Origin of the sequence: Paraburkholderia sp. MPAMCS5 (genome assembly GCF_036016995.1) — a bacterium.
Lineage (GTDB): Bacteria > Pseudomonadota > Gammaproteobacteria > Burkholderiales > Burkholderiaceae > Paraburkholderia.
Window position 1 is genome coordinate 584,672 of sequence record NZ_JAYXBK010000002.1, and the last position, 22,415, is coordinate 607,086.

Annotated in this window: 21 protein-coding genes and 2 tRNA genes; 11 read left to right on the forward strand and 12 right to left on the reverse strand. The window is 64.0% G+C overall.

Going from position 1 to position 22,415, the window contains the following annotated elements; translation table 11 throughout:
- Window positions 1-135: 135 nt before the first annotated feature.
- The 5 genes from VOM14_RS06795 to fdxA all read right to left on the reverse strand — a co-directional run bounded on the left by VOM14_RS06795 (window position 136) and on the right by fdxA (window position 2,414).
- Window positions 136-966: a helix-turn-helix transcriptional regulator gene (locus VOM14_RS06795; protein WP_327627957.1), complete on the reverse strand. Its 831-nt coding sequence runs from the start codon at window positions 964-966 to the stop codon at window positions 136-138.
- Between the two features lie 117 nt (window positions 967-1,083).
- The gene (locus tag VOM14_RS06800) at window positions 1,084-1,560 is read right to left on the reverse strand and encodes a CreA family protein (RefSeq protein ID WP_327627958.1); all 477 of its coding nucleotides are present in this window, start codon (window positions 1,558-1,560) and stop codon (window positions 1,084-1,086) included.
- A 199-nt stretch (window positions 1,561-1,759) separates the two neighbouring features.
- Window positions 1,760-1,835: transfer RNA gene (locus VOM14_RS06805), tRNA-Asn, on the reverse strand.
- A 62-nt stretch (window positions 1,836-1,897) separates the two neighbouring features.
- A tRNA-Asn gene (locus VOM14_RS06810) sits at window positions 1,898-1,973 on the reverse strand.
- Between the two features lie 117 nt (window positions 1,974-2,090).
- Window positions 2,091-2,414 (reverse strand): ferredoxin FdxA, encoded by a 324-nt coding sequence (fdxA, locus tag VOM14_RS06815; RefSeq protein WP_020069367.1) that lies wholly within the window; start codon window positions 2,412-2,414, stop codon window positions 2,091-2,093.
- 310 nt (window positions 2,415-2,724) lie between these two features.
- Here fdxA and pncB point away from each other — a divergent pair, with 310 nt between their 5' ends.
- The 5 genes from pncB (at window position 2,725) to VOM14_RS06840 (ending at window position 8,698) form a co-directional block, all read left to right on the forward strand.
- On the forward strand, window positions 2,725-3,921 hold the full coding sequence (gene pncB, locus VOM14_RS06820) for a nicotinate phosphoribosyltransferase (protein ID WP_327627959.1): 1,197 nt from the start codon (window positions 2,725-2,727) through the stop codon (window positions 3,919-3,921).
- Between the two features lie 115 nt (window positions 3,922-4,036).
- Window positions 4,037-4,699 (forward strand): LutC/YkgG family protein, encoded by a 663-nt coding sequence (locus VOM14_RS06825; protein WP_327627960.1) that lies wholly within the window; start codon window positions 4,037-4,039, stop codon window positions 4,697-4,699.
- Between the two features lie 80 nt (window positions 4,700-4,779).
- The gene (locus VOM14_RS06830) at window positions 4,780-6,210 is read left to right on the forward strand and encodes a sodium:proton antiporter (RefSeq protein WP_327627961.1); all 1,431 of its coding nucleotides are present in this window, start codon (window positions 4,780-4,782) and stop codon (window positions 6,208-6,210) included.
- A 53-nt stretch (window positions 6,211-6,263) separates the two neighbouring features.
- The gene (locus VOM14_RS06835; RefSeq protein ID WP_327627962.1) at window positions 6,264-7,253 is read left to right on the forward strand and encodes a 2-hydroxyacid dehydrogenase; all 990 of its coding nucleotides are present in this window, start codon (window positions 6,264-6,266) and stop codon (window positions 7,251-7,253) included.
- Window positions 7,250-8,698 (forward strand): DNA recombination protein RmuC, encoded by a 1,449-nt coding sequence (locus VOM14_RS06840; protein WP_327627963.1) that lies wholly within the window; start codon window positions 7,250-7,252, stop codon window positions 8,696-8,698. Before VOM14_RS06835 ends, VOM14_RS06840 begins: the two co-directional genes overlap by 4 nt.
- Before the next feature lie 85 nt (window positions 8,699-8,783).
- On the opposite strand, the gene VOM14_RS06845 is transcribed toward VOM14_RS06840, so the two are convergent.
- From VOM14_RS06845 to VOM14_RS06865, 5 genes are all read right to left on the reverse strand, one after another.
- Window positions 8,784-9,059, reverse strand: a complete 276-nt coding sequence (locus tag VOM14_RS06845; protein WP_006053283.1) for a hypothetical protein — start codon at window positions 9,057-9,059, stop codon at window positions 8,784-8,786.
- A 93-nt stretch (window positions 9,060-9,152) separates the two neighbouring features.
- On the reverse strand, window positions 9,153-10,454 hold the full coding sequence (gene moeA, locus VOM14_RS06850; RefSeq protein WP_327627964.1) for a molybdopterin molybdotransferase MoeA: 1,302 nt from the start codon (window positions 10,452-10,454) through the stop codon (window positions 9,153-9,155).
- Window positions 10,455-10,515: 61 nt separating this feature from the next.
- Window positions 10,516-11,148, reverse strand: a complete 633-nt coding sequence (gene mobA, locus VOM14_RS06855; protein ID WP_327627965.1) for a molybdenum cofactor guanylyltransferase MobA — start codon at window positions 11,146-11,148, stop codon at window positions 10,516-10,518.
- 9 nt (window positions 11,149-11,157) lie between these two features.
- The gene (moaA, locus tag VOM14_RS06860) at window positions 11,158-12,267 is read right to left on the reverse strand and encodes a GTP 3',8-cyclase MoaA (protein ID WP_327627966.1); all 1,110 of its coding nucleotides are present in this window, start codon (window positions 12,265-12,267) and stop codon (window positions 11,158-11,160) included.
- 186 nt (window positions 12,268-12,453) lie between these two features.
- Window positions 12,454-15,747, reverse strand: coding sequence for an Rne/Rng family ribonuclease (locus VOM14_RS06865; protein ID WP_327627967.1), 3,294 nt, complete (start codon window positions 15,745-15,747; stop codon window positions 12,454-12,456).
- Between the two features lie 728 nt (window positions 15,748-16,475).
- Here VOM14_RS06865 and VOM14_RS06870 point away from each other — a divergent pair.
- Genes VOM14_RS06870 through VOM14_RS06885 form a run of 4 tightly spaced genes read left to right on the forward strand, consistent with a single transcriptional unit; the run spans window position 16,476 to window position 19,607 of the window.
- On the forward strand, window positions 16,476-17,513 hold the full coding sequence (locus VOM14_RS06870) for an RluA family pseudouridine synthase (RefSeq protein ID WP_327627968.1): 1,038 nt from the start codon (window positions 16,476-16,478) through the stop codon (window positions 17,511-17,513).
- Window positions 17,506-18,165: an HAD-IIIA family hydrolase gene (locus tag VOM14_RS06875; protein WP_327627969.1), complete on the forward strand. Its 660-nt coding sequence runs from the start codon at window positions 17,506-17,508 to the stop codon at window positions 18,163-18,165. The genes VOM14_RS06870 and VOM14_RS06875 overlap by 8 nt, the downstream gene beginning before the upstream one ends.
- On the forward strand, window positions 18,162-18,572 hold the full coding sequence (locus VOM14_RS06880) for a Rieske (2Fe-2S) protein (protein WP_327627970.1): 411 nt from the start codon (window positions 18,162-18,164) through the stop codon (window positions 18,570-18,572). The genes VOM14_RS06875 and VOM14_RS06880 overlap by 4 nt, the downstream gene beginning before the upstream one ends.
- 30 nt (window positions 18,573-18,602) lie before the next feature.
- On the forward strand, window positions 18,603-19,607 hold the full coding sequence (locus VOM14_RS06885) for a S49 family peptidase (protein WP_327627971.1): 1,005 nt from the start codon (window positions 18,603-18,605) through the stop codon (window positions 19,605-19,607).
- A gap of 90 nt (window positions 19,608-19,697) precedes the next feature.
- Here the strand turns inward: VOM14_RS06885 and VOM14_RS06890 are convergent, their stop codons facing one another.
- Window positions 19,698-20,417 (reverse strand): SAM-dependent methyltransferase, encoded by a 720-nt coding sequence (locus VOM14_RS06890; protein ID WP_327627972.1) that lies wholly within the window; start codon window positions 20,415-20,417, stop codon window positions 19,698-19,700.
- Window positions 20,414-21,031: a Maf-like protein gene (locus VOM14_RS06895; RefSeq protein ID WP_327627973.1), complete on the reverse strand. Its 618-nt coding sequence runs from the start codon at window positions 21,029-21,031 to the stop codon at window positions 20,414-20,416. The genes VOM14_RS06890 and VOM14_RS06895 overlap by 4 nt, the downstream gene beginning before the upstream one ends.
- A gap of 362 nt (window positions 21,032-21,393) precedes the next feature.
- Here VOM14_RS06895 and VOM14_RS06900 point away from each other — a divergent pair, with 362 nt between their 5' ends.
- Both VOM14_RS06900 and rpmF read left to right on the forward strand, forming a co-directional pair.
- Window positions 21,394-22,038, forward strand: coding sequence for a DUF177 domain-containing protein (locus VOM14_RS06900; RefSeq protein ID WP_327628121.1), 645 nt, complete (start codon window positions 21,394-21,396; stop codon window positions 22,036-22,038).
- Window positions 22,039-22,139: 101 nt separating this feature from the next.
- The gene (gene rpmF, locus VOM14_RS06905) at window positions 22,140-22,319 is read left to right on the forward strand and encodes a 50S ribosomal protein L32 (RefSeq protein WP_006051932.1); all 180 of its coding nucleotides are present in this window, start codon (window positions 22,140-22,142) and stop codon (window positions 22,317-22,319) included.
- Window positions 22,320-22,415: the final 96 nt, after the last annotated feature.

Here is a 22,415-nt window from a genome sequence, read left to right on the forward strand (position 1 = left end):
CGCGCCCGCAATGAGTTCCTTCACGTGGCCTGAGCGGATGGATGGTCCGGTGCTTGAGTGGGTCAAAACGTGCCTCCTTGAGTTGGGAAGCATAGCGGGCGGACGCGGGCGGGGCTTGTACGTTCTTGCGGACGATCAAAGTCCCTGCCAGCGTCCGGGCGGCACGCCGAACATGCGCCGGAAATGCCGCGTGAAATGGCTCTGATCGGTGAAGCCGCTGGCCGCCGCGACTTCCGTGACCGCGACGCCGGCGCGCAACGGCGCGAGCGCGCGTTGCAAACGCACCTGGTTGCGCCATGCGTGGGGCGCGAGGCCGGTGGCCCGGGTAAAGAGCCGCGCCGCGTGAAACGGCGAGAGTCCCGCCGCCTGCGCCATGTCGGCGAGCGTGACCGGCTCGAGCAGATCGCCCGTCAGGCGCTCTTTCATGACGGCGACGCGAGCGTCGTCGGCGGCCACATGAGACGGTTCCGGCTGCGTTTGCGAATAGCGCACGAGCAGCGTGGAAAGCGCGTCGAGCATGGCGGCTTCGGCGGCGAGCGCATCGGCGTCCGCTTCCAGCAGACGGTGGGCGTTGGCGAGCCGCGCGGCCAGATCGGGATCGCGAATCACGCCGGGCGCGAACCACGGCAAGGCCTGCGGCTTACCGGCGACTTCCTCGGCGAGTTCGTGGATGAACGGCACGGGTGCATACATCACGCGGTAACGCCAGCCGGCCTCGACCGCCTTCGAGCCCGTGTGCAACTCGCCGGGATTGATGATCGGCACGCTGCCGGCTTCGGCGACATAGTGCGAGCCGCGGTAACGATAACCCTCGGCGCCCGCGACAATCACCGGAATCGTGTACGCGTCGTGCCAGTGCGGCGCGAACTCGTGGTCGTGATATTCGGCGGTGAGAAGGTCCGCGCCGGGCAGAAGCGGCGTGCGCCAGTAACGGGCGGAATTCTGGAAACGATGGGCGGCGGTCATGACAAGGCTCTAGCACAGCGACTCAGTGTAGCGCGGCGCGGCGGCGGCCGACGCATGGGCGAGCATCGCACGATGCCTCGCGCACTGCGCTTTTCCGTAGCCCGGCGCTCATGTCGATCACTTTAGCGGGATGTTCGTGCCGGCCGGCATTGGCACGGCGCTCACGCTATTTTTCGCGCTGCCGCTGACAACCCGGTCGCTATACGTGAGATACACCAGCGCATTGCGCTTGGTGTCGACCACGCGCACGACATGCAACGCCTTGAAGATCAACGACATGCTGACCGAGAACACATCGGCTTGCTGCTTCACGGGGCCGGTGAAATGAATCGCACCGACCTGACGGCACGCGATGGACGCCTCGGTCGGATCTTCGGCAATGCCGAGTGTCCCCTTCACGCCGCCGGTCCGGGCGCGCGATACATAGCAGGTCACGCCTTGCACCTGGGGATCGTCGTAGGCCTCGACGACCACGCGGTCCGAGCCCGTGATGTGAAAGTTGGTATTGACGCTGCCGACTTCCTCGCTATGGGCGCAAGGCACGAGAAGGGTTGCGGCGACGGCAAGCGCAATGCGCAGGGATCTGGTTTTCATGAGATTGGCGATTGAGCGGACTACGTTGGACGGGCGGGGAAGCCGTCATCGTATACCGGTGCGGGTGCGGGAGTGTCATCGGGAAATCGCTGTCAGACGAGCATGAGGCCAACGGTCATGAATCACACGCCAACGCGCGGAAAGTCCGAACGAAAAGCCAAAACAAAAAGGCCCGCACGAATGCGGGCCTTTCAAATTTTGGCTCCTCGACCTGGGCTCGAACCAGGGACCTACGGATTAACAGTCCGGCGCTCTACCGACTGAGCTATCGAGGAACAGCAGTACAACTTGATCTACATAAAAAAGCCCGTCTTGGTTAACGGGCTTTTGCAATTCTTGGCTCCTCGACCTGGGCTCGAACCAGGGACCTACGGATTAACAGTCCGGCGCTCTACCGACTGAGCTATCGAGGAACAGAACAACAACAGCAGAGAAACGAAATTGTAGAAGCAGCTTAAGCGCCTGTCAATACCTTGCGTTCATCTCAATTTGATTCGAACGGGCGGGGCGCTTAAGCAGGCTCGACACGCTCAGCGCGCGAGCAGCGCGAGCTTTTCCTTCACGTCCTTGAACTCGTCGGCTTCGGGCAGCGGTGCCTTGGTCTTGGTGATGCTCGGCCAGTTCTTGGCCAGGTCGGCATTCAGCTCGATAAAGTTCTGCTGGTCGCCCGGCACGTCTTCTTCGGCATAAATGGCATTCACCGGACACTCGGCCACGCACACTGCGCAGTCGATGCATTCATCGGGGTCGATCGCGAGGAAGTTGGGACCTTCGCGAAAGCAGTCCACCGGGCACACATCGACGCAGTCGGTATAGCGGCACTTGATGCAGCTTTCGGTCACAACGTGAGTCATTCAGGCAGCTCCTGCATGCGGAATCAGGGAAGGCGAATCGCCAAAAGCGGTATTGTATCGTAACGTCAAGAGGCGCATGCGGCATCGCGGCCTGCCTCTTAGATGTTTTCGTGATTAGTTTATTGCCTGCTCGAAGAGACCTCGTGCAAGGCGCGCGGCGTAAGGCCGGCTGCGCGTTCAAGCGTGAAGCGTTAAGCCGGGCGCATTCGGGTAACATGCGTTCGGGTAACCTGCCATCGGCGTGCACGAGCGCGCCATATGCATGGGTTGAATCAGGCCTTCCGTTTCCTGCAGTCCAGTTCGCGCCATCATGATTATTACTTCGCTGCTCGACACCGATCTGTACAAGTTCACGATGATGCAGGTGGTCCTGCATCATTTTCCCGCGGCCAACGTCGAGTACCGCTTCCGTTGCCGCACGCCGAATGTCGACCTCGTGCCGTACATCGGCGAAATTCGTGAGGAGGTGCGCAAGCTCTGCAAGCTGCGCTTCACCGAAGACGAACTCGACTACCTCGGGCGCATGCGTTTCATCAAGGGCGACTTCATCGAGTTTCTCGCGCTCTTTCATCTGAACGAGAAGTACATTTCGATCGAGCCGTCGCCTAAGAACAATGGCGAAATCGACATCGAGATCAAGGGCCCGTGGCTGCATACGATCCTCTTTGAGATCCCGATGCTCGCGATCGTCAACGAAGTCTATTTCCGCAATACGCAGCAGGAACCGGACTACAGCGAAGGTCGCGGACGCCTCGTCGAAAAGATGAAATTGCTGGGCGCGCGGCCGGAATTCGCGGACTGCAAGATCGCCGATTACGGCACGCGGCGCCGCTTCTCGAAGCAATGGCACGAAGAAGTGATCCTCACGCTGAAAGACGGTCTCGGCGAACAGTTCGCCGGCACGAGCAACGTCTTTTACGCGATGAAGCACAGCCTCACGCCGCTCGGCACCATGGCGCACGAGTATCTGCAGGCATGCCAGGCGCTCGGTCCGCGGCTGCGCGATTCGCAGACTTTCGGCTTCGAAATGTGGGCGAAGGAATATCGCGGCGACCTGGGTATCGCGCTGTCGGACGTCTACGGCATGCAGGCGTTTCTTCGCGACTTCGACATGTACTTCTGCAAACTGTTCGACGGCGCGCGGCACGACTCCGGCGATCCGTTCGACTGGGGCGAGCGCCTGCTCAGGCATTACGAGGCGAACCGCTGCGATCCGCGCACGAAGGTGCTGGTGTTCTCCGACGCGCTCGACATTCCGAAGGTGCTGCAGCTCTACGAACGATTCCGCGGCCGCTGCAAGCTGGCCTTTGGCGTGGGCACCAATCTGACCAACGACCTGGGCTACAACCCGCTGCAGATCGTCATCAAGATGGTTCGCTGCAACGGCCAGCCGGTCGCGAAGCTGTCCGATTCGCCGGGCAAGAACATGTGCGAGGACAAGGCGTATCTCGCGTATCTGCGGCAGGTGTTCGGCATCGCGCAGCCCGAGGAAGCGCCCGCGAAGTAGCAATTTTTCGCGCGTCCGATGTGTTCCTATGCCGTCAGGCCAGGGTGTTCGCGCAGAGGGTGGCCGCTATAATTCTCCGCATATCGCACGGCTGTCGACACGAGGACTTCTGCCCATGGACACATCGTTTGCCCGCCGCAACATTCTGGCCCGCATTCGCGCGGCACAAGGCCGCGAGCCCGAACCGGCCGCATCGGAGCGCGAGGCCGTGGCGGACTATCTCGCGCGCCATCCGGAGGGTCCGCGCCCCGAGATGCCGGTGGACCTGACTGCGCGTTTCATCGAGGAAGCGCAGAAAATGGCCACCACGGTGGACACGGTCGAGGCCCTGAGCGACGTGCCGGCCGCGGCGCATCGCTATCTCACGCAACATGCGTTGCCCTTGCAGGCCATTGCCTGGCAAACGCTGCAGGATCTGCGCTGGACCGAGGCGGGTCTGTCCGTCGAATTCCGCAAGCCGAAAGACGGCGACGTGGTCGGGCTCACCGGTTGCTTCTGCGCAACGGCCGAGACGGGCACGCTCGCCCTGCTTTCCGGGCCGCAGACCTATGCTTCGGCCGGTCTTCTGCCGGAAACGCATATCGCGATCGTGCCGGCTTCGCGCATCGTCGCCGGACATGAAGAAGCGTTCGCCTTGATCCGCCGCGAGCGCGGCGAGCTTCCGCGCGCGGTCAACTTCGTTTCGGGGCCTTCGCGCACCGGCGATATCGAACAGACCATCGTGCTCGGCGCGCATGGGCCTTATCGAGTGCACGTGATCGTCGTGCTCGGCGCCTGAATGCCCAGTACAAAGGTGGCGCGTTGCCGGAGCGCGCCGGCAACGCGCTGCCACTCCCGGAAATCCAGGGCTTCGAGGATATGAATAGACATGCCGTGTCGGCGAGCATGCTGCCCGGCGTTGCATCGATGCTGGCGTGCTGGCCGCAACTCGCGTCCGCTGCCACGCTCAAAGGCGCGTCGCTTTCCGCGCTATGGGGACTGCCGTTCGCCGGCGTGTTGTTGTCGATCGCCGTGTTTCCGCTCGTCGCGCCGTCGTTCTGGCATCGCCATTTTGGCAAGATAGCGGCGGCCTGGGCGCTGGTGTTTCTCGTGCCGTTCGCCTTGGCATTCGGCGCGGGCGTCGCTTTCGGCACGCTCATTCACGCGCTGGTCGAAGAGTACATTCCGTTCATCGTGTTGCTGGCCGCGCTCTATACGGTCGCGGGCGGCATCTGCGTGCGCGGCAACCTGCTCGGCACACCGCGCCTGAACACGTCGATTCTCGCGCTCGGCACCTTGCTCGCGAGCGTCATGGGCACCACCGGCGCGGCCATGCTGCTGATCCGCCCGTTGCTGCGCGCCAACGACAATCGCCGGCACGTGGTCCATGTGGTCGTGTTCTTTATCTTTCTGGTCGCGAACGCGGGCGGCTCGCTGTCGCCGCTGGGCGATCCGCCGCTTTTCCTCGGCTTTCTCGCGGGTGTGAATTTCTTCTGGACTACCACGCATCTCGCGCTGCCCATGTTGTTTGTGTGCGGGGTGTTGCTTGCCGCGTTCTATCTGCTCGACTCGTATTATTTTCACCGGCGGGAGGAAGAGCGCTCGCGTTTGCCGGAGCCCACACTTGAGTCGGCGCAGCTTCGCATCGAAGGGAAAATCAATTTTCTGCTGCTCGCCGCGATTGTCGGGTTGGTGCTGATGAGCGGTCTATGGAAACCGGGCGCCGGCTTCGGCGTGTTCGGAACCCAGGTGGCTTTGCAGAATGCCGTGCGCGACGTGGCGCTCGTCGGCGTCATGTTGCTGTCGCTCGCGCTGACGCCGCGCCCCGCGCGCGCGGGCAACGACTTCAACTGGGCGCCCATCGAAGAAGTGGCCAAGCTGTTCGCTGGCATCTTCGTGACCATCGCGCCGGTCATCACCATCTTGCGAGCGGGCGAGGCGGGCGCGTTTGGCGGCATCGTCCATCTCGTCAACGACTCTGCCGGAAAGCCGCACGACGCCATGTACTTCTGGGCCACCGGCCTGCTATCTTCGTTTCTTGACAACGCGCCCACCTACCTCGTGTTCTTCAACCTGGCCGGCGGCGACGCGCCTTCGCTCATGACCACGGGTGCGACCACGCTCGCGGCCATCTCGGCGGGCGCGGTGTTCATGGGCGCGAACAGCTATATCGGCAATGCGCCGAACTTCATGGTGAAGGCCATTGCGGAATCGCGCGGCGTGCGCATGCCGGGTTTTTTCGCCTATCTGGGCTGGTCCGGCGCGGTGTTGCTGCCGCTTTTTCTCGTCACCGGCTGGCTCTTTTTTTGACTCGATTCTGATGCCGAGACAGTCGAACTCGACACGCTACACGGAGAATTGCAATGCAGAAGATACTCGTCGCCCGTCCGATTTTTCCCGATGTGATCGAGCGCCTCAAACAACATTTCGACGTCGACTGGAATCAGGGCGACGTGCTGTCCGCCGACGAACTGAAGCGCCGTCTCGCGGATAAGGACGGCGCGCTGACGGCGGACGATCCGATCGGCGCAGACGTGCTGGCGGTCGCGCCGCGTCTTCGCGTGGTGTCGAACATGGCGGTGGGCTACAACAACTTCGACATGGCCGCGTTCAACGCCGCTAACGTGCTCGGCACCAATACGCCGGACGTGCTGAACGAATCGACAGCCGATTTCGGTTGGGCGCTGATGATGGCCACGGCGCGCCGCATCGCCGAGTCCGAGCACTGGCTGCGCGCCGGCAAATGGCAGAAATGGGCGTACGACGGCTTTCTCGGCAGCGACCTGTACGGCTCCACGCTCGGCGTGATCGGCATGGGCAGAATTGGCCAGGCGCTCGCGCGCCGCGCGCGAGGTTTCAACATGCAGGTCGTCTATCACAACCGTTCGCGCGTCGCGCCGGAGATCGAGGCCGAACTGAATGCCGAATATGTGTCGAAGGCGGATCTGTTGCGGCGCGCCGATCACGTGGTGCTCGTGTTGCCTTATACGAAGGAAAACCATCACACGATCGGAGCCGCCGAACTCGCGCTGATGAAGCCGACGGCCACGCTGACCAACATCGCGCGCGGCGGTATTGTCGACGACGCCGCGCTCGTCGAGGCGCTGCGCGCGAAGCAGATCGCCGCTGCCGGTCTCGACGTCTTCGAAGGTGAGCCGGATCTGAATCCCGACCTGCTCGGCGTGCCGAACGTCGTGTTGACGCCGCATATCGCGAGCGCCACGGAAGCGACGCGCCGCGCAATGGCCAACCTCGCCGCGGACAATCTGATCGCCGGTCTCGGCGAAGGTCCGCGCGCCGGTCGCCCGCCGAATCCGATCAACGCGGAAGTCATTGGCCGAGCGCGTTCATGACGATGATTCTGGTCGCGGCCGTCGCGGTGCTGGCGGTCGCCCTCGTGCTCGCTCTGGCTTTGCTGATGCGCGGGCAGGGCCGCGCCGACGATCACGAGCAGTTCGAGGTGCTCAACGAACGCATCGACGCAGCCGCCGATGCGCAGGCGCACGCCTACGAGCGTCTGGAGCGGCAACTGCGCAATGACATCGCGGAGACGGCGCGCGTGTCGCGTGCCGAGCAGAGCAGCGGCTTCGCGCATTTTCAGCAGACGCTGGCGGCGCAATTCAGCAGCATGACGACGGTGCAGGGCGGCAAGATCGACGGCTTCGCGCAGCAGCTCGACGCCGTGCGTCACAGTCTCCACCAGCAGGCGCAGCAGGCACGCGACGAACAGGGCCGCTCGCTCAAGCAGTTCGGCGACACGCTCAGCCTGCAACTCGGGCAGCTCACCGAGGCGAACGATCGTCGCTTCACCGAAGTTCGCGCGACCATCGAACAGCGTCTGAAGGACATCGAGGCGAACAACGCAAGCAAGCTGGAGGAAATGCGCCGCACTGTCGACGAAAAACTGCACGCCACGCTCGAACAGCGTCTCGGCGAGTCGTTCAAGCTCGTCTCGGACCGGCTCGAACAGGTGCATCGCGGCCTGGGCGAAATGCAGACGCTGGCGGCGGGCGTCGGCGATCTGAAGAAGGTGCTCACCAACGTCAAGACGCGCGGCACGTGGGGCGAAGTGCAACTGGAAGCGTTGCTCGAACAACTGCTCACCGCGGACCAGTACGCGAAGAACGTGGCGACCGTGCCGAAGAGCGCGGACCGCGTCGAGTTCGCGATCCGCTTGCCGGGACGAGTGGAGGCGGGCGGGGCAACGGCGCCGGTGTGGCTGCCCATCGACGCCAAATTCCCGCGTGAAGACTACGAGCGCCTGATCGACGCGCAGGAGCGAGCCGACCCGCTCGCCGTGGAAGAAGCTTCGCGAGCGCTCGAAGCCCGGATACGGGCGGAGGCGCGCACCATCGCGGAGAAGTACGTGTCGCCGCCGCACACGACCGATTTCGCGCTGCTGTTCCTGCCGACCGAAGGCTTATATGCCGAAGTGTTGCGTCGGCCGGGTCTGTCGGATCTTTTGCAGCGCGACTACCGCGTGACGATTGCGGGCCCCACCACGCTGACAGCGCTGCTCAACAGTTTGCAGATGGGTTTCCGCACACTCGCCATCGAACGGCGTTCTAGCGAGGTGTGGCAGGTGCTCGGCGCGGTCAAGACCGAGTTCGGCAAATTCGGTGACGTGCTGGCGAAGACGAAGGCGCAACTCGAAACCGTCACGCGCTCCATCGAGGCGGCGGAGACGCGCACTCGCGTCATGAACCGCAAGCTGCGTGACGTGGAGGCGCTGCCCGGCGAGGAGGCGAACGGCCTGATAGGCAATGCGTTGTCGGGCGTGGAGCCCGACGAGCAATAAGACAGTACGGATCGCGCTCGCCGCGCGCCCAGGCGGCGCGCGCCTGCCGGAAGCGCGGCGGCGCCGGCGCGGATCGTGGCGAAGCTCACGCTTCTTCGGGCGCGTCCGTCAGCTGGATTTCAATGCCGCCGAAACGCGACGCCACCCAGTTATAGGCGTGGCAGGCGATCCACAGCAGAATGAAGCCGAGAATCGCGTTGAGCAGCAGCGCGCTGAACACAGTGCTCAATTCCACCGAACCGTAGCGCACGAACGCGACGAGCACGCCGAGCAGCACGATCGGCACCGAGAACGTCAGGTAAACGAGGATAAGCGCTTTGGCCGTCTGTCCCGGTGCGATGAACGAGATCTGTTTTTTCATGTAAGTGAAACCCGCGTGTCGTAGTGGTAATGGGTAAAGCTGAATATGGCTTGTGCATGAAGGCGCCGCCGCGGCTATTCGCGCGGCGAGACGTCAGATCAGACCGTCGAACAGCATGATACTGACGCGTTCGCCCTCGGCAATCTCGCCTTCATCATGGCCGAGCGCGATAAAACAATTGGCCTCGCTCATCGAACTCAATACGCCGGAGCCTTGCGAGCCTGTCGGCGTCACATGCCAGTCGCCCTTTGCGTCCTGGCCGGCTATGCCGCGCTGGAACTCGGTGCGCCCCGCGCGCTTCGCGATCGGCTGACGGCTCGCGGCGCGGATCACCGGCAGCGGTTGCGGCGTGGCGCCCGACATGAGCAGCAGCACCTCGCGCACGATCTGATAGAACGTCACCATGACGGCAACCGGGTTGCCCGGCAGACCGAAGAATAACGCAGGCCGCCCGGCGCCTGGCCGATCGCCGGACCACACACGGCCGAACGCGAGCGGCCGGCCTGGCCGCATCGCGAGACTCCAGAACGCGACGTCGCCGAAGGTCTGCAACAACTGCCTCGTGAAATCCGCCTCGCCCACCGAGACGCCGCCGGACGTCAGCACCACGTCCGCGTTCGCCGCGGCGCTGCGCAAGGCGGATTCGAGCGCCGCAGGTTCGTCGCGGATCACGCCGAGATCGAGGGCGTCCAGATTCAGACGCCGCAGCATGGCAAAGAGCGTGTAGCGGTTGCTGTCGTAGACCGAGCCGGGATCGAGCGGCTCGCCGACGGAGCGCAACTCGTCGCCGGTGGAAAAGAACGCGACGCGCAAACGCCGCCGCACATTGACTTCGCCGATGCCGAGCGAAGCCAGCAAGCCGAGGTCGGACGCGCGAATCACGCGGCCCGCGCGCAACGCCGCATGGCCGCGGGCGAGGTCTTCGCCGGCGAGCCGGCAGTTGGCGCCCTGGCCCACGGCGTCGGCTGAAAAGGTGATCGACGCCGGGTCGGCGCCGCGCTCGACCACCTCCTGCGGCACGACGGTGTCGCAGCCGTCCGGCATCGAGGCGCCTGTCATGACGCGCACGCATTGCGCCGCGCCGACGCGGCCCACGAACGGATGACCCGCGAATGCCTTGCCCGCAATCGTCAGCTCGACGGCCGGCGCGCCGTTCGTCAACGCAGCGTGATTGAACGCGTAGCCGTCCATTGCGGAGTTGTCGTGCGACGGCACGTCGATGGGCGACATGACATCGGCGGCGAGCACGCGGTCTAGCGCATCGCGCAAAGCGACGCGTTCGACGGCCGCCACCGGCGCGGCCCATTCGCGAACGATCGCCTGAGCAGCCGAAACGGGCAGCGCGTGAGGGTCGTACTGAGCGACGCAGCGGGAAAATTCGTTTTGCGTGGTCATGAAGAGCTGGACGTCGCGGCCGACGGCGGGAGCGGCGTTTGCCGTGCGGCGGAGCGGGATTTCAGCCGGGGCCCCGATGACGTTCGAGGTCGGCGAGTTCTTGTAACGAATTGACATTGTAAAACGCGCGCTCGTCGGTAAAGCTGACTTCCACGGTCTTGTGGCGCGCGTACCACGCGCGAACCTTGCGCTCGCCGGCGTGCAGAAAGGCCGCGAGGTCGTCCGCGAGACGGGTGCGCAGCAGCGCGAAAACCGGGTGAAGCGACACGTTGCCGCTCGCGTCGGAGGTCGTGGCGGTGGCGATGTCCGCCGTGCCGATGGCCTGGGCGAGGCGGGCGGCCAGGTCGACTGGCAGCCAGGGCGTGTCGCACGGCGCGCTCAACACGAATTCGCTGCGTGACGCGCGCAGACCGGCGAGCAAACCCGCGAGCGGGCCGGGAAAATCAGGCAGGGTGTCGGCGATCACCTGCGCGCCGAACGGCGCGCCGAGCGCCGTGTAGGTGTCGCCGTGGCGATTGGCGCTAATCAGCAGCGCGCCCGTTTGCGGTGCGAGACGTTTCAGCACGTGCGACGCGAGCGGCTCACCGTGCAGCGTTTGCAAGCCCTTGTCGGCGCCGCCCATGCGCATGCCCCGGCCGCCCGCGAGCAGCAGGCCCGTGATCTGTTCGCGCGTCGGCTCGCGGGTGTGTTCCATATGTGTCGATCAGCCGCCGATATACGACATTTCAACGCGGCGGGCGTCGTCCGGGCGCGACCCGGCCGAGTTGCTGCCACGTAATTGCGAGTAGCGGTCGCCGCGGTTCTGCCAGATTTCGGCGACAGCGGTCGCAATTTCGGCGTCGCTGGCGCCGCTGCGCAGCAACGCGCGCAAGTCGTGTCCCGCCGAGGCGAACAGGCACAAGTACAGCTTGCCTTCGGTCGACAGACGCGCCCGCGTGCAACTCGCGCAAAACGCGCGCGTCACGCTCGAAATCACGCCGATTTCGCCGCTGCCGTCCGCGTAGCCCCAACGCTGGGCCGTTTCGGCAGCGCTATGGGCTTCGAGCGGCGTGAGGGGGAAATGCCCAGCGACACGCGCGATCACGTCGGCAGACGGCAGCACCTCGGTCATATTCCAGCCGTTCGACGTGCCGACGTCCATGTATTCGATAAAGCGCAGCACCGCGCCCGAGCCTTTGAAGTGGCGCGCCATCGGCAGGATTTCGCTGTCGTTCGTGCCGCGCTTGACCACCATGTTGACCTTCACGGGCGCGAGCCCCACGGCCTGCGCGGCGGCGATTCCTTCGAGCACGTCGGCAACCGCGAAATCGGCGTCGTTCATGCGGCGGAACAGCGCGTCGTCGAGGGCGTCGAGGCTCACGGTGACGCGCGTGAGGCCGGCGTCCTTCAGGCTGTGCGCCTTGCGCGCGAGCAGCGATCCGTTGGTGGTCAGCGTGAGATCGAGCGGGCGGCCTTCCGGCGTAGTGAGTTGCGCGAGCCGCTCGATCAAAAATTCGAGATTCTTGCGCAACAATGGCTCACCGCCCGTCAGACGGATTTTCTCGACGCCATGCGCGACGAAAAGCCGCGCGAGCCGTTCGATTTCCTCGAAGCTCAACAGGGCGCTGTGCGGCAGAAACGCGTAATCCTTGTCGAAGATGGCGCGCGGCATGCAATAAACGCAGCGAAAATTGCAACGGTCCGTCACCGAAATGCGCAAATCGCGAAGCGGGCGCGCGAGTGTGTCGTGCAGCGCGCCGCTAGGCGTCTGCACGGGGCCGGAAATGACCGGCGCCGCGCTGAGATCGGCAACAGGGATGATGCGTCGGGACATGGGGTGTCTGGATTGCGCCAAAACCGGGAAAGTGAGTACTTCATTCTATCGGAAATGCCCGTCGCGGCAGGGCGATGGCAATCGCTGTCGGGGTTTACGGGGAGGGCGCGGACCACTCGCTTCGATCGGTCCAAAAAACAAAAAGCCCGCCGGTGAGGGCGGGCTTTTCGAAGCAACTACGCAAGCTTACTGCGGATGCTTGCCGGTTTCGACCTGCTGCATCGGCGCAGTGTCGAGCGGCGGCAACGGCTTGCGCTCGCGCACGACGCGCGGCGGCTTGACCGTTTGCGCGGCGGCTTCCTGTGCCGTGCGCAGCTTCTCGGCGTCGGTATTCACCCAGACGAGACCGGCCTGTTCCAGCACCGGCTTCAGGGCTTCCGCCGAAACAGCGCCATGACGCGGTGCCTGTGTGGCCGGCGCCGTTTGCGGCGCGGCGGCGACGGGCGCCGGTTCGATGGCTGCCGATTCCGCGGCAGGCGCGACCGCTGCCACGACGGGCTTCGATTCGACGATCTCCGCTTGCGGCTCGGGTTCAGCGGCCGGGGCAGCGATCACGTCAACCGGAGCGGCGGTCTCGACCGGAGCCGGCGCTTGAGCTTGCGCAGCCACGGCCGGAGCCTCGACAGGCGCGATCGGCTCGACCTGCGCAGGCGTCTCGGCGGCGACCGGTGTAGCCGGTGCGGTCGGTGCCAGAGGTGCCGTTGCTATCGGCTCGACCGGCGTCGCTGCTTGCGCAGCCGGCGTTTCGACAGTTGGCTCGACCGCAGCCGGAGCAGCCGGAGCAGCCGGAGCAGCCGGAGCTTCGGCAACCGGGACCACCGTTTCCGTCTTCGCTGCCTTTTCGGCGGCGAGAGCCGGCGTTTCGGTTGCAGCGTGCAGTTCGGAGACGACCGCCGTCTCGGTTGCAACGGCGGCAACGACGACTTCCACCGGCGTCACGTCCTTCGCTTCGCTCACTGCCTCCTTGGCTTCCACCGGCTCATGCGCGGTGCGCAGCGGCGCTTCCTCGCTTGCGCTGACATTCTCGCCTTCCGCTTCCGCGACGTCCGCTGCCAGGTTGCCGTTCACGTCTTCCTCACGCTCACGACGACCGCCACGACGGCCGCGACGACGACGACGACGTTCTTCACCTTCACGCGCCACCGTTTCCTGATCGGCCGGCGCAACGTTTTCGCCGATGGCGGCCTGGCTTTGCGCCAGTTCCTCGGCGGTTTGCGGTTCGGCTTGCGTCAAGGCATCCACGGCTTCCGTCTGTTGCTTGCGACGCTCGCCACGCTCACGGCGTTCGCCGCGTTCCTGACGTTCGCCTCGCGGCGCGCCTTCTGCCGTTTCCGCACGGTCGCCGCCGCGCGTGTCGCGGTCGCGGGGTTCACGTGCCTCACGCGGTTCGCGGGCCTCGCGCGGCTCACGTGCCTCGCGTCCTTCACGCGGTTCACGATTGGCACGCGGCTCGCGCGCCTCACGTGCCTCGCGCGGTTCACGGCCTTCGCGTGCCTCACGGCCTTCACGCAGCTCGCGGCCTTCGCGAGGTTCGCGTTCCTCGCGACGCTGCGACGGCTGCTGACCTTGACGGCCGCCGTTCGCCCCTTCGCCACGCGCTGCCGCATCGCGGCCGCCCGCGCCGCCACGGCGGTTGCGGTTGCGATCGCCGCCGCGCTCGCCGGTGCGCTCACCGCGCTCCGCACGCTCGCCGCGTTGCGGACGCGTCTGCTTTTCAGGCTCAGCCGGTGCGACCGGTGCCTGCGCTGCCGGCTGCATGCCAAACAGATTCTTCAGCCAGCCGATGAAGCCGCCGCTCGCCGGCGTGACCGCGACAGGCGCGGGCGCCGCCGCCGGCCGAACCGGTGCGCTCGGCGCCGGTTTTTCAGGCGTGATGCCCTTGACCGCCGCTTCCTGCTTCGGCTTCACTTCCTCAGTGCGCTTGCTGTAGCCGGTTTCCGACTCCAGTTCGCGAGCCGCTTCCTCGGCCATCTTCCATGAGGCGCGCGGATCGTCGAGGCGGGCGTCGTCGTGACGCAGACGCTCCAGCTTGTAATGCGGCGTATCGAGGTGCTTGTTCGGCACCAGCACGACGTTGACCTTGAAACGCGATTCGATCTTGTTGATTTCCGAACGCTTTTCGTTCAACAGGAAGGCGGTCACCTCGACCGGCACCTGGCAATGGATTGCCGCGGTGTTTTCCTTCATGGCTTCTTCCTGAATGATCCGCAGCACTTGCAGCGCGGACGATTCCGTATCGCGAATGTGGCCCGTGCCGTTGCAGCGCGGGCAAGTCACGTGGCTGCCTTCCGACAGAGCCGGGCGCAGACGCTGACGCGACAGTTCCATCAGGCCGAAGCGCGAAATCTTGCCCATCTGCACGCGCGCACGGTCGTGCTTGAGCGCGTCTTTCAGGCGCTGCTCGACTTCGCGCTGGCTCTTGGCCGATTCCATGTCGATGAAGTCGATCACGATCAGACCGCCCAGGTCGCGCAGACGCAACTGGCGGGCGACTTCGTCGGCGGCTTCGATGTTGGTGCGCGCGGCCGTTTCCTCGATGTCGGCGCCCTTGGTGGCGCGGGCCGAGTTCACGTCGATCGCGACCAGCGCTTCCGTGTGGTCGATCACGATCGCGCCGCCCGACGGCAGCGGCACCGTGCGCGAATACGCCGTTTCGATCTGATGCTCGATCTGGAACCGCGAGAAAAGCGGCACGTCGTCGTGATACCGCTTCACCTTGCTGACATTATCCGGCATCACGATATCCATGAAGGCGCGCGCCTGGTCATGAATTTCGGTGGTGTCGATCAGAATTTCGCCAATGTCGGGCTGGAAATAGTCGCGAATCGCTCGAATGACGAGGCTCGATTCGAGATAGATCAGCATCGGCTGGCCGGCCGAGCCGCTTTGCGACGCGGCTTCGATCGCGCGCCACAGTTGCATCAGGTAGTTCAGGTCCCACTGCAGCTCTTCGGCGCTGCGGCCAATGCCGGCCGTGCGCGCGATGATGCTCATGCCTTCCGGCAATTGCAGCTGGGCCATGGTTTCGCGCAGTTCCTGGCGGTCGTCGCCTTCGATCCGGCGCGACACGCCGCCGCCGCGCGGGTTGTTCGGCATCAGCACGAGGTAGCGGCCGGCGAGCGAGATGAAGGTGGTGAGGGCCGCGCCCTTATTGCCACGTTCTTCTTTTTCGACCTGGACGATGAGTTCCTGGCCTTCCTTCAGCGCGTCCTGGATGCGCGCCGAGCGCATATCGACGCCGTCGCGGAAATACTGGCGGGCGACTTCCTTGAACGGCAGGAAGCCGTGACGGTCTTCGCCGTAGTTGACGAAACAGGCTTCGAGCGACGGCTCGATGCGGGTAATGATGCCCTTGTAAATATTGCCTTTGCGCTGTTCGCGCCCGGCGGTTTCGATGTCGATGTCGATGAGTTTTTGCCCATCGACGATGGCGACGCGCAGTTCTTCCTGCTGCGTCGCATTGAACAACATGCGTTTCATTGAACGGCTCCAGAGCGGCGTCGCCGCCTCCGGCTGCGCGGTTGTCAGTCGCGAGAGCCGGACGGCAGCGGCATGCCGCGCCTTATTGTGTTTTCACAAGCACGCTGGAGCGGGAAGAATGGCGGGAGAATTGCCTGAGAGGGCCCGGCCCCATAAAGAAGGGCGCGGTGCCGCAGGGCACATGCGAACACGGCTTCAAATAACGACCCGACACGCCGCGGGTTCTGCCGGCAGACCTTCATGCGCCTCTGGCCCCTCTCGCCGGTGCGCCAACTGGGCGCGTGACCGGAGGGTCGAAGGCGGCGGTCGTGCCGCAACGGGAAGTTCGCGCAAGCGGCGCGTCTTTTCCTGCTGGGGGTGTCTCGCCTCATTTTGACGTCGCCAAGTCTTGTACTTTCTACAAGACGCCATGGGCGCACGCCGTATTTTCGCAACTTGCAGCTTCATACAGCAGGGCGGGAAAGCGCCCGATACCGAAGCTGGAAGTTAAATTCTTTTTTGCCAAAATTCCGTTACCGTCGAGGCCGACCTTGACCGAACGCGCCTGTGGGCGCCGTCCCTGCCGGGTACTGACCTCGTGCGTGCAACTTGTTGCATCTCATTTTCAGGGCGAGCAACCAGACCCCGGCGCAAGTAAAATAACGATTTATCGCTTGCACCTGCGCAATCCGCCCGAATTCCGGACACTGCGCCGGCCGCCGCAGACTGCTGGGCAAATTATATTCAGAATGAAAGAGTTAGGCAAAATATCCCAGAAATCGGTAGCAAGCCCCGTCGCGAGCGACCAGGTGTCGCTCATCGAAATCGACGACAGCGCGGCTGGACAGCGCATCGACAACTTTTTGTTGCGCGTTTGTAAAGGCGTGCCGAAAAGCCATATCTATCGCATCTTGCGCAGCGGGGAAGTGCGGGTGAACAAGGGGCGGATCGACGCCCAGTACCGCCTCGAACTGGGCGACCTCGTGCGCGTGCCGCCCATTCGCGTCGCTCAGCCCAACGAGGCGGTTCGCGAGGCGCCGGTTCCCAGCGCGCAATTCAGGATCATCTTCGAAGACGAGCATCTGCTCGTGATCGACAAGCCGGCCGGCGTGGCGGTTCACGGCGGCAGCGGCGTCGCGTTCGGCGTGATCGAACAGATGCGCGAGGCGCGTCCGCAGGCGAAGTTTCTCGAACTGGTGCATCGGCTGGATCGGGAAACGTCCGGCATTCTGATGCTGGCCAAGAAGCGCTCGGCGCTCGTGAACCTGCACGAGCAGATTCGCGAAAACAAGATGGACAAGCGCTACTATGCGTGCGTTCACGGCGAATGGGCGAGCGACTGGGGCCGCCGTCGGGCCGTCAAGGAGCCGCTGCACAAATATCTGACCGCGGACGGCGAGCGGCGCGTGCGCGTGCAGCCCGACGGCCTCGCGTCGCACACGGTCTTCAATCTGATCGACCGCTGGCCCGACTATGCGCTGCTGGAAGCCGAGCTGAAAACGGGCCGCACGCATCAGATTCGCGTTCATCTGCAGCATCTGGAGCTGCCGATCGTCGGCGATGCCAAATACGGCGACTTCGCGCTGAACAAGGCGCTGGCCCGCGCCAACGCGAACCCCGGCTTGAAGCGCATGTTCCTGCACGCTTACAGGCTGAAGCTGACGCACCCGGCAACCGGCGCGCCGCTTCAACTGGATGCGCCATTGCCGGCGGAATGCCGCGGCTTCATCGCGCAGCTCAACGAATTACGAAATGGGTCCAACCCGGAGACGGCACCGCATGGCTAGAGAGCAATTTGATCTGATCGTCTTCGACTGGGACGGAACGCTCATGGATTCGACCGTGCATATCACGCGGAGCATCCAGGCGGCGTGCCGCGATCTGGGTTTGCCGGTTCCCGCCGACGAAGCCGCGAGCTATGTCATCGGCCTCGGCTTGCGCGACGCGCTGCAGATCGCCGCGCCCACGCTCGATCCGAGCGACTATCCGCGGCTCGCCGAGCGCTACCGGTTTCACTATCTGGTGAAGGATCAGACCACCGAACTGTTCGCGGGCGTGCGCGAAATGTTGCAGGAACTGCGCGAGCAGGGCTATCTGCTGGCCGTGGCGACGGGCAAAAGCCGCGTCGGGCTGAATCGCGCGCTCGATCAGGTGCGGCTCACCAGTCTGTTCGACGGCACGCGCTGCGCGGACGAGACGTTTTCCAAGCCGCATCCGGCCATGTTGCACGAGTTGACGCGCGAACTCGGGCAGGATCCGGTGCGCACGGTGATGGTCGGCGACACCACGCACGATTTGCAGATGGCGATCAATGCGGGCGTGGCCGGCATCGGCGTGACGTATGGCGCGCATCCGGCCGACTCGTTGAGTGCGCTGTCGCCGAAATACGTGGCGTCGAGCGTCAGTGCGTTGTCCGGCTGGCTGAGGGACAACGCATGAGTGCCGAGGCGAGCAAGGCCGAAACCGCGGCGCAGGCGGTGCGCATCTGTGCGTCGGAGGAACTGGTCGACGGCGGAGCCGGCGTGCGGCGCGCCGCGATGATCGGCGCCGACGAGGTCGTGGTGTTTTTCGTCCGCTACGGCGGCGACGCGTATGGCTACCTGAACCGCTGCGCGCACGTGCCCATGGAACTGGACTGGGCCGAGGGCCAGTTCTTCGAATCGTCCGGTTTATACTTGATGTGCGCCACACATGGCGCGATTTACGCGCCGGATACCGGCAAATGCGTCGGCGGTCCCTGCCGTGGCGGGCGGCTGCGAGCGCTTCGCGTCGACGAGCGCCAGACGGCAGAAGGCCGCGCCGTTTTCTGGATTCCCGACGGCGAGTTGCGTCCGGCCGAGTCCTGATCTGTCCTTCTTGAAAATACCACTGCACGCATGTCCGACAACCTGACTCCTGACACGAAGGAACCGTCCATGACGGGCCGTTCCCGCATTTCCGCCGACGAACCCGGCTGGGAACGCGCGGCGCTCGAGCGCATTGCGCTGGCCGCCGTGAATGAACAGCGGGCCGCGCGGCGGTGGAAAATCTTCTTCCGCTTCGTGTTCCTCGCGATCTTGGGGCTCGTGATCTGGGGCGTGCTCGAGTTTTCCGGCGACAAGCTCGCGGCGACGGGTCGCCACACGGCGCTGATAGCACTTGACGGCGAAATCTCGGCAGATACCAATGCGAACGCCGAAGATATTAGCGCGGCGCTGGAAAGCGCCTTCGACGACAGCGGCACGGCCGGCGTGATCCTGCGGTGCAACAGTCCGGGCGGAAGCCCGGTTCAGGCAGGCATTATCTACGGCGAAATCCGCCGATTGCGCGCGAAACATCCGTCTATTCCGCTGTACGTCGTGGTGGGAGATATGTGCGCGTCGGGCGGATATTATGCGGCGGCGGCCGGCGACAAGATTTACGTCGACAAGGCGAGCATCGTCGGGTCGATCGGCGTGCTAATGGACAGCTTTGGCTTCACCGGCTTGATGGACAAGCTCGGCATCCAGCGCCGGCTGCACACATCGGGCGAAAATAAGGGCTTTTACGACCCGTTCTCGCCCGAAACGCCGAAGATGGATCAGCATGCGCAGGAAATGCTGGACCAGATTCACGCTCAGTTTATCGAGGCGGTCCGCCAGGGTCGCGGCAAACGCCTGCATGAAACGCCGGACATGTTTTCCGGCCTCTTCTGGACGGGCCAGAAAAGCGTCGAGCTAGGTCTCGCGGACGGCCTGGGCGATGCGAACTATGTCGCGCGTGAGATCTTCAAGGCGCCGGATATCGTCGACTACACGGTGAAAGAGAGCATTACGGATCGTGTTGCGCGCAAATTCGGCGCGGCCGTGGGCAGCGGCGCCGTTCACGCGATGGCGCTGGGCGGAAAGTTCAACCTGCGCTGAGCGCTAAGGGTTCGCCGGACGCACAGAAAACCCCGCGCGATCTGACCGAGCGCGCGGGGTTTTCTGTGTGCGACTTGCGCGAAATCTGACTCAGACCGCCAGGATCAGGAAAATGGCGGGCCGCTTATGCAGGTCGATCGCCGGCTTTTTCTTCCAGTCGGCTACGGTGTGACTGACGATGGTTTCGCTGTTCAGTGTCAGATCGACCGCGACGCAAACCAGCGTGGACGGTGCGCACGTTGCCAGTAGCGTGTCCAGCAGCGCGCGGTTGCGATAAGGCGTCTCGATAAAGATCTGCGTCTGCTTGCCCTTGCGCGACTGCATTTCGAGATCGCGCAGGCGCTTGGCTCGCTCGGCGGCGTCGACCGGCAAATAGCCATGAAACGCAAAGCTTTGGCCATTGAGTCCGGAGGCCATCAGCGCGAGCAGAATCGAGCTTGGCCCGACGAACGGCACGACTTTCACGCCACGCTCGTGCGCCCGGCGCACCAGCAGCGCGCCCGGATCGGCCACGGCCGGACAGCCGGCTTCGGAGACGAGGCCGGCGTCGGTCCCGGCCAGAACCGGCGCGAGCAGCTTGTCGATCTCGCCTGCCGGCGTATTGATGTTGAGTTCGCGAATCTCGATTTCCTGAATCGGACGTTCGGTGCCGACTTTCTTCAGAAATGCACGCGTGGTCTTCGCGTTTTCGCCGATGTAATAGTGAAGCGCGGCGGCGCGAGCCCGCACGGGGGCGGGCAGGACGGCGTCGAGCGCGTCGGCGTCGCCTTCGCCGAGCGTGTTCGGGATCAGATAGAGTGTGCCGCTCATTGTGCCTCCAGTAGCGGATAGCCCGCCGTCGACAGCATGCCCGACAGCGCGATCAGCGGGAGCCCGACGAGTGCCGTGGGATCGTCGGAATGAATGGCTTCGAGCAATGCGATGCCCAGGCCCTCGGACTTGGCGCTGCCCGCTACGTCGTAGGGCGTTTCGGCTAGCAGATAGGACTCCAGCGCCGCATCTGACAGAACGCGAAATCGTACGCGGGTAATGACGTCGACGGTTTGCGCCCTGTCCGAGCGGCTGTCGAACAGACACAGCGCACTATGAAACAGCACTTCGCGGCCGCGCATCGCCTGCAATTGCGCGAACGCCCTGGCGTGAGTGCCCGGTTTGCCGATTTGCAAGCCGTCGTAAGTGGCGACCTGGTCCGAGCCGATCACGAGGGCGGTTTCGCCTGCGGGCAGCGCGCCGGCGACCGCCCGCGCCTTGGCCTCGGCAAGCCGCAACGCGGTGGCGTCGGGCGTTTCGCCGGCGCGCGGGGTTTCGTCGATGGCGGGCACGATTACTTCAAATGGAACGCGCAGGCGTTCGAGCAGTTCGCGGCGATACGGCGAACTCGATGCCAGAATCAGGCGTGGCGGGCGTTTGGGGGAATCTGACATGGTCGATCAACGGCTAGAAGGGCGGGGCGTACGAGCATGCGCGCGGCTCGCGCTTGTACGGGCTTAAGTGTTTGACTCGAAAAGACAAAACAGATATGATTTCGGGCTTTTCATCGGTATGCTTGCGTCAGGTGGCTTTCGGTGCGTGCCGTGCTAGGCGGTTTGCCGCAGTTGTGGGCACTTGTAAGTGGTTGCAAACCGGGTTGCAACTCGTGGGTTTCAAATCGTCTGGAAGCACACGGCGAAAATTCACCGTCGCATACTCATTGCAATTGCGCAGCGCTGAAGTTTCACGGGCCGCTTCGCAAACTGATTTAACCGTGATATATCCCGGCGAAACCCTTGCCGACGCAGGAGCGCACATGACTCAACATCCTGGCAAACCTGCTGGTCTGTCCGACCCGCATGAGCTCGATCTGTTCGAATTTGCGCGAAGTGGAAGGCAGGCCGCGGGTGTCGTGCGCGTCTCGCAACTGCCGCGCATGTTAAACGAAGTCCCGGCAGAAGCGCCAGACCGCGATACCGCGTTCACCTGGCAAGCTGAAGGGGCGACGCAGCCGGAATTGCAGGATGACGGCGCCGAGGGTCCGCAGCCTTATTTGAGGCTGGCGATTCACGGTTCCGCATGGATCGAATGTCAGCGGTGCATGACGCCGTATTCGCAGGCGTTCAACGTCGATGCAACTTACCGGATCGTCAACACTGAGGCGGAAGCCGAAGAGTTTCCGCTCGACGAGGATGAAGTCGAAGTGATCGTGGGCTCCCGCCAGTTCGATCTCGTCGACTTGATCGAAGAAGAGTTGCTGCTTTCCTTGCCGCTCGTGCCCAAGCACGAGATTTGTCCCGAGGTGCACGAGAGTCTCGTCTCTGGTGTGGCTGGTACCGAAGGCGAGAGCGACGAAGCCGCCCAGGACGAAGCCGAAGAGGGCGGTGAGCCTGAGCGGCCCAATCCGTTCGCGGCGCTCGAAAGTCTCAAGCGCGGTGAGCCGGGCGACAAGAAGCACTGAACAGTTGCATGGGAGCGCGATGCGGGCGCGTTGGCCATTTGGCCAGTGGCGGAGACCGCATCGGGCTGTGTTAGAATTCGGAAAATTTTTAGGAGTTAGTCATGGCAGTTCAACAAAATAAGAAGTCGCCGTCGAAGCGCGGCATGCACCGTTCGCACGATTTCCTGACGGCAGCGCCGCTGGCCGTGGAACCGAGCACGGGCGAAGTGCATCTGCGTCACCACGTTAGCCCGAACGGCTACTATCGCGGCAAGAAAGTCGTCAAGACGAAGAACGACTAATCGTTTCACTGCGTTGCGCCCTCCGGCGTTTCGCGTGGCGATCAGCTCGCTTGACATTTTCCCGGCTCGGCAAAAAGGCGGCATTCAACTGCCGCT

Coding starts and splice junctions, on each gene's coding strand:
- VOM14_RS06880 (WP_327627970.1), top strand. CDS start 18,162: ATGAGTGCCGAGGCGAGCAAGGCCGAAACCGCGGCGCAGGCGGTGCGC.
- VOM14_RS06840 (WP_327627963.1), top strand. CDS start 7,250: ATGACGATGATTCTGGTCGCGGCCGTCGCGGTGCTGGCGGTCGCCCTC.
- VOM14_RS06900 (WP_327628121.1), top strand. CDS start 21,394: ATGACTCAACATCCTGGCAAACCTGCTGGTCTGTCCGACCCGCATGAG.
- VOM14_RS06800 (WP_327627958.1), bottom strand. CDS start 1,560: ATGAAAACCAGATCCCTGCGCATTGCGCTTGCCGTCGCCGCAACCCTT.
- VOM14_RS06890 (WP_327627972.1), bottom strand. CDS start 20,417: ATGAGCGGCACACTCTATCTGATCCCGAACACGCTCGGCGAAGGCGAC.
- VOM14_RS06875 (WP_327627969.1), top strand. CDS start 17,506: ATGGCTAGAGAGCAATTTGATCTGATCGTCTTCGACTGGGACGGAACG.
- VOM14_RS06825 (WP_327627960.1), top strand. CDS start 4,037: ATGGACACATCGTTTGCCCGCCGCAACATTCTGGCCCGCATTCGCGCG.
- VOM14_RS06795 (WP_327627957.1), bottom strand. CDS start 966: ATGACCGCCGCCCATCGTTTCCAGAATTCCGCCCGTTACTGGCGCACG.
- pncB (WP_327627959.1), top strand. CDS start 2,725: ATGATTATTACTTCGCTGCTCGACACCGATCTGTACAAGTTCACGATG.
- mobA (WP_327627965.1), bottom strand. CDS start 11,148: ATGGAACACACCCGCGAGCCGACGCGCGAACAGATCACGGGCCTGCTG.
- VOM14_RS06845 (WP_006053283.1), bottom strand. CDS start 9,059: ATGAAAAAACAGATCTCGTTCATCGCACCGGGACAGACGGCCAAAGCG.
- moaA (WP_327627966.1), bottom strand. CDS start 12,267: ATGTCCCGACGCATCATCCCTGTTGCCGATCTCAGCGCGGCGCCGGTC.
- VOM14_RS06865 (WP_327627967.1), bottom strand. CDS start 15,747: ATGAAACGCATGTTGTTCAATGCGACGCAGCAGGAAGAACTGCGCGTC.
- VOM14_RS06885 (WP_327627971.1), top strand. CDS start 18,603: ATGTCCGACAACCTGACTCCTGACACGAAGGAACCGTCCATGACGGGC.
- VOM14_RS06895 (WP_327627973.1), bottom strand. CDS start 21,031: ATGTCAGATTCCCCCAAACGCCCGCCACGCCTGATTCTGGCATCGAGT.
- VOM14_RS06835 (WP_327627962.1), top strand. CDS start 6,264: ATGCAGAAGATACTCGTCGCCCGTCCGATTTTTCCCGATGTGATCGAG.
- fdxA (WP_020069367.1), bottom strand. CDS start 2,414: ATGACTCACGTTGTGACCGAAAGCTGCATCAAGTGCCGCTATACCGAC.
- VOM14_RS06870 (WP_327627968.1), top strand. CDS start 16,476: ATGAAAGAGTTAGGCAAAATATCCCAGAAATCGGTAGCAAGCCCCGTC.
- rpmF (WP_006051932.1), top strand. CDS start 22,140: ATGGCAGTTCAACAAAATAAGAAGTCGCCGTCGAAGCGCGGCATGCAC.
- moeA (WP_327627964.1), bottom strand. CDS start 10,454: ATGACCACGCAAAACGAATTTTCCCGCTGCGTCGCTCAGTACGACCCT.
- VOM14_RS06830 (WP_327627961.1), top strand. CDS start 4,780: ATGAATAGACATGCCGTGTCGGCGAGCATGCTGCCCGGCGTTGCATCG.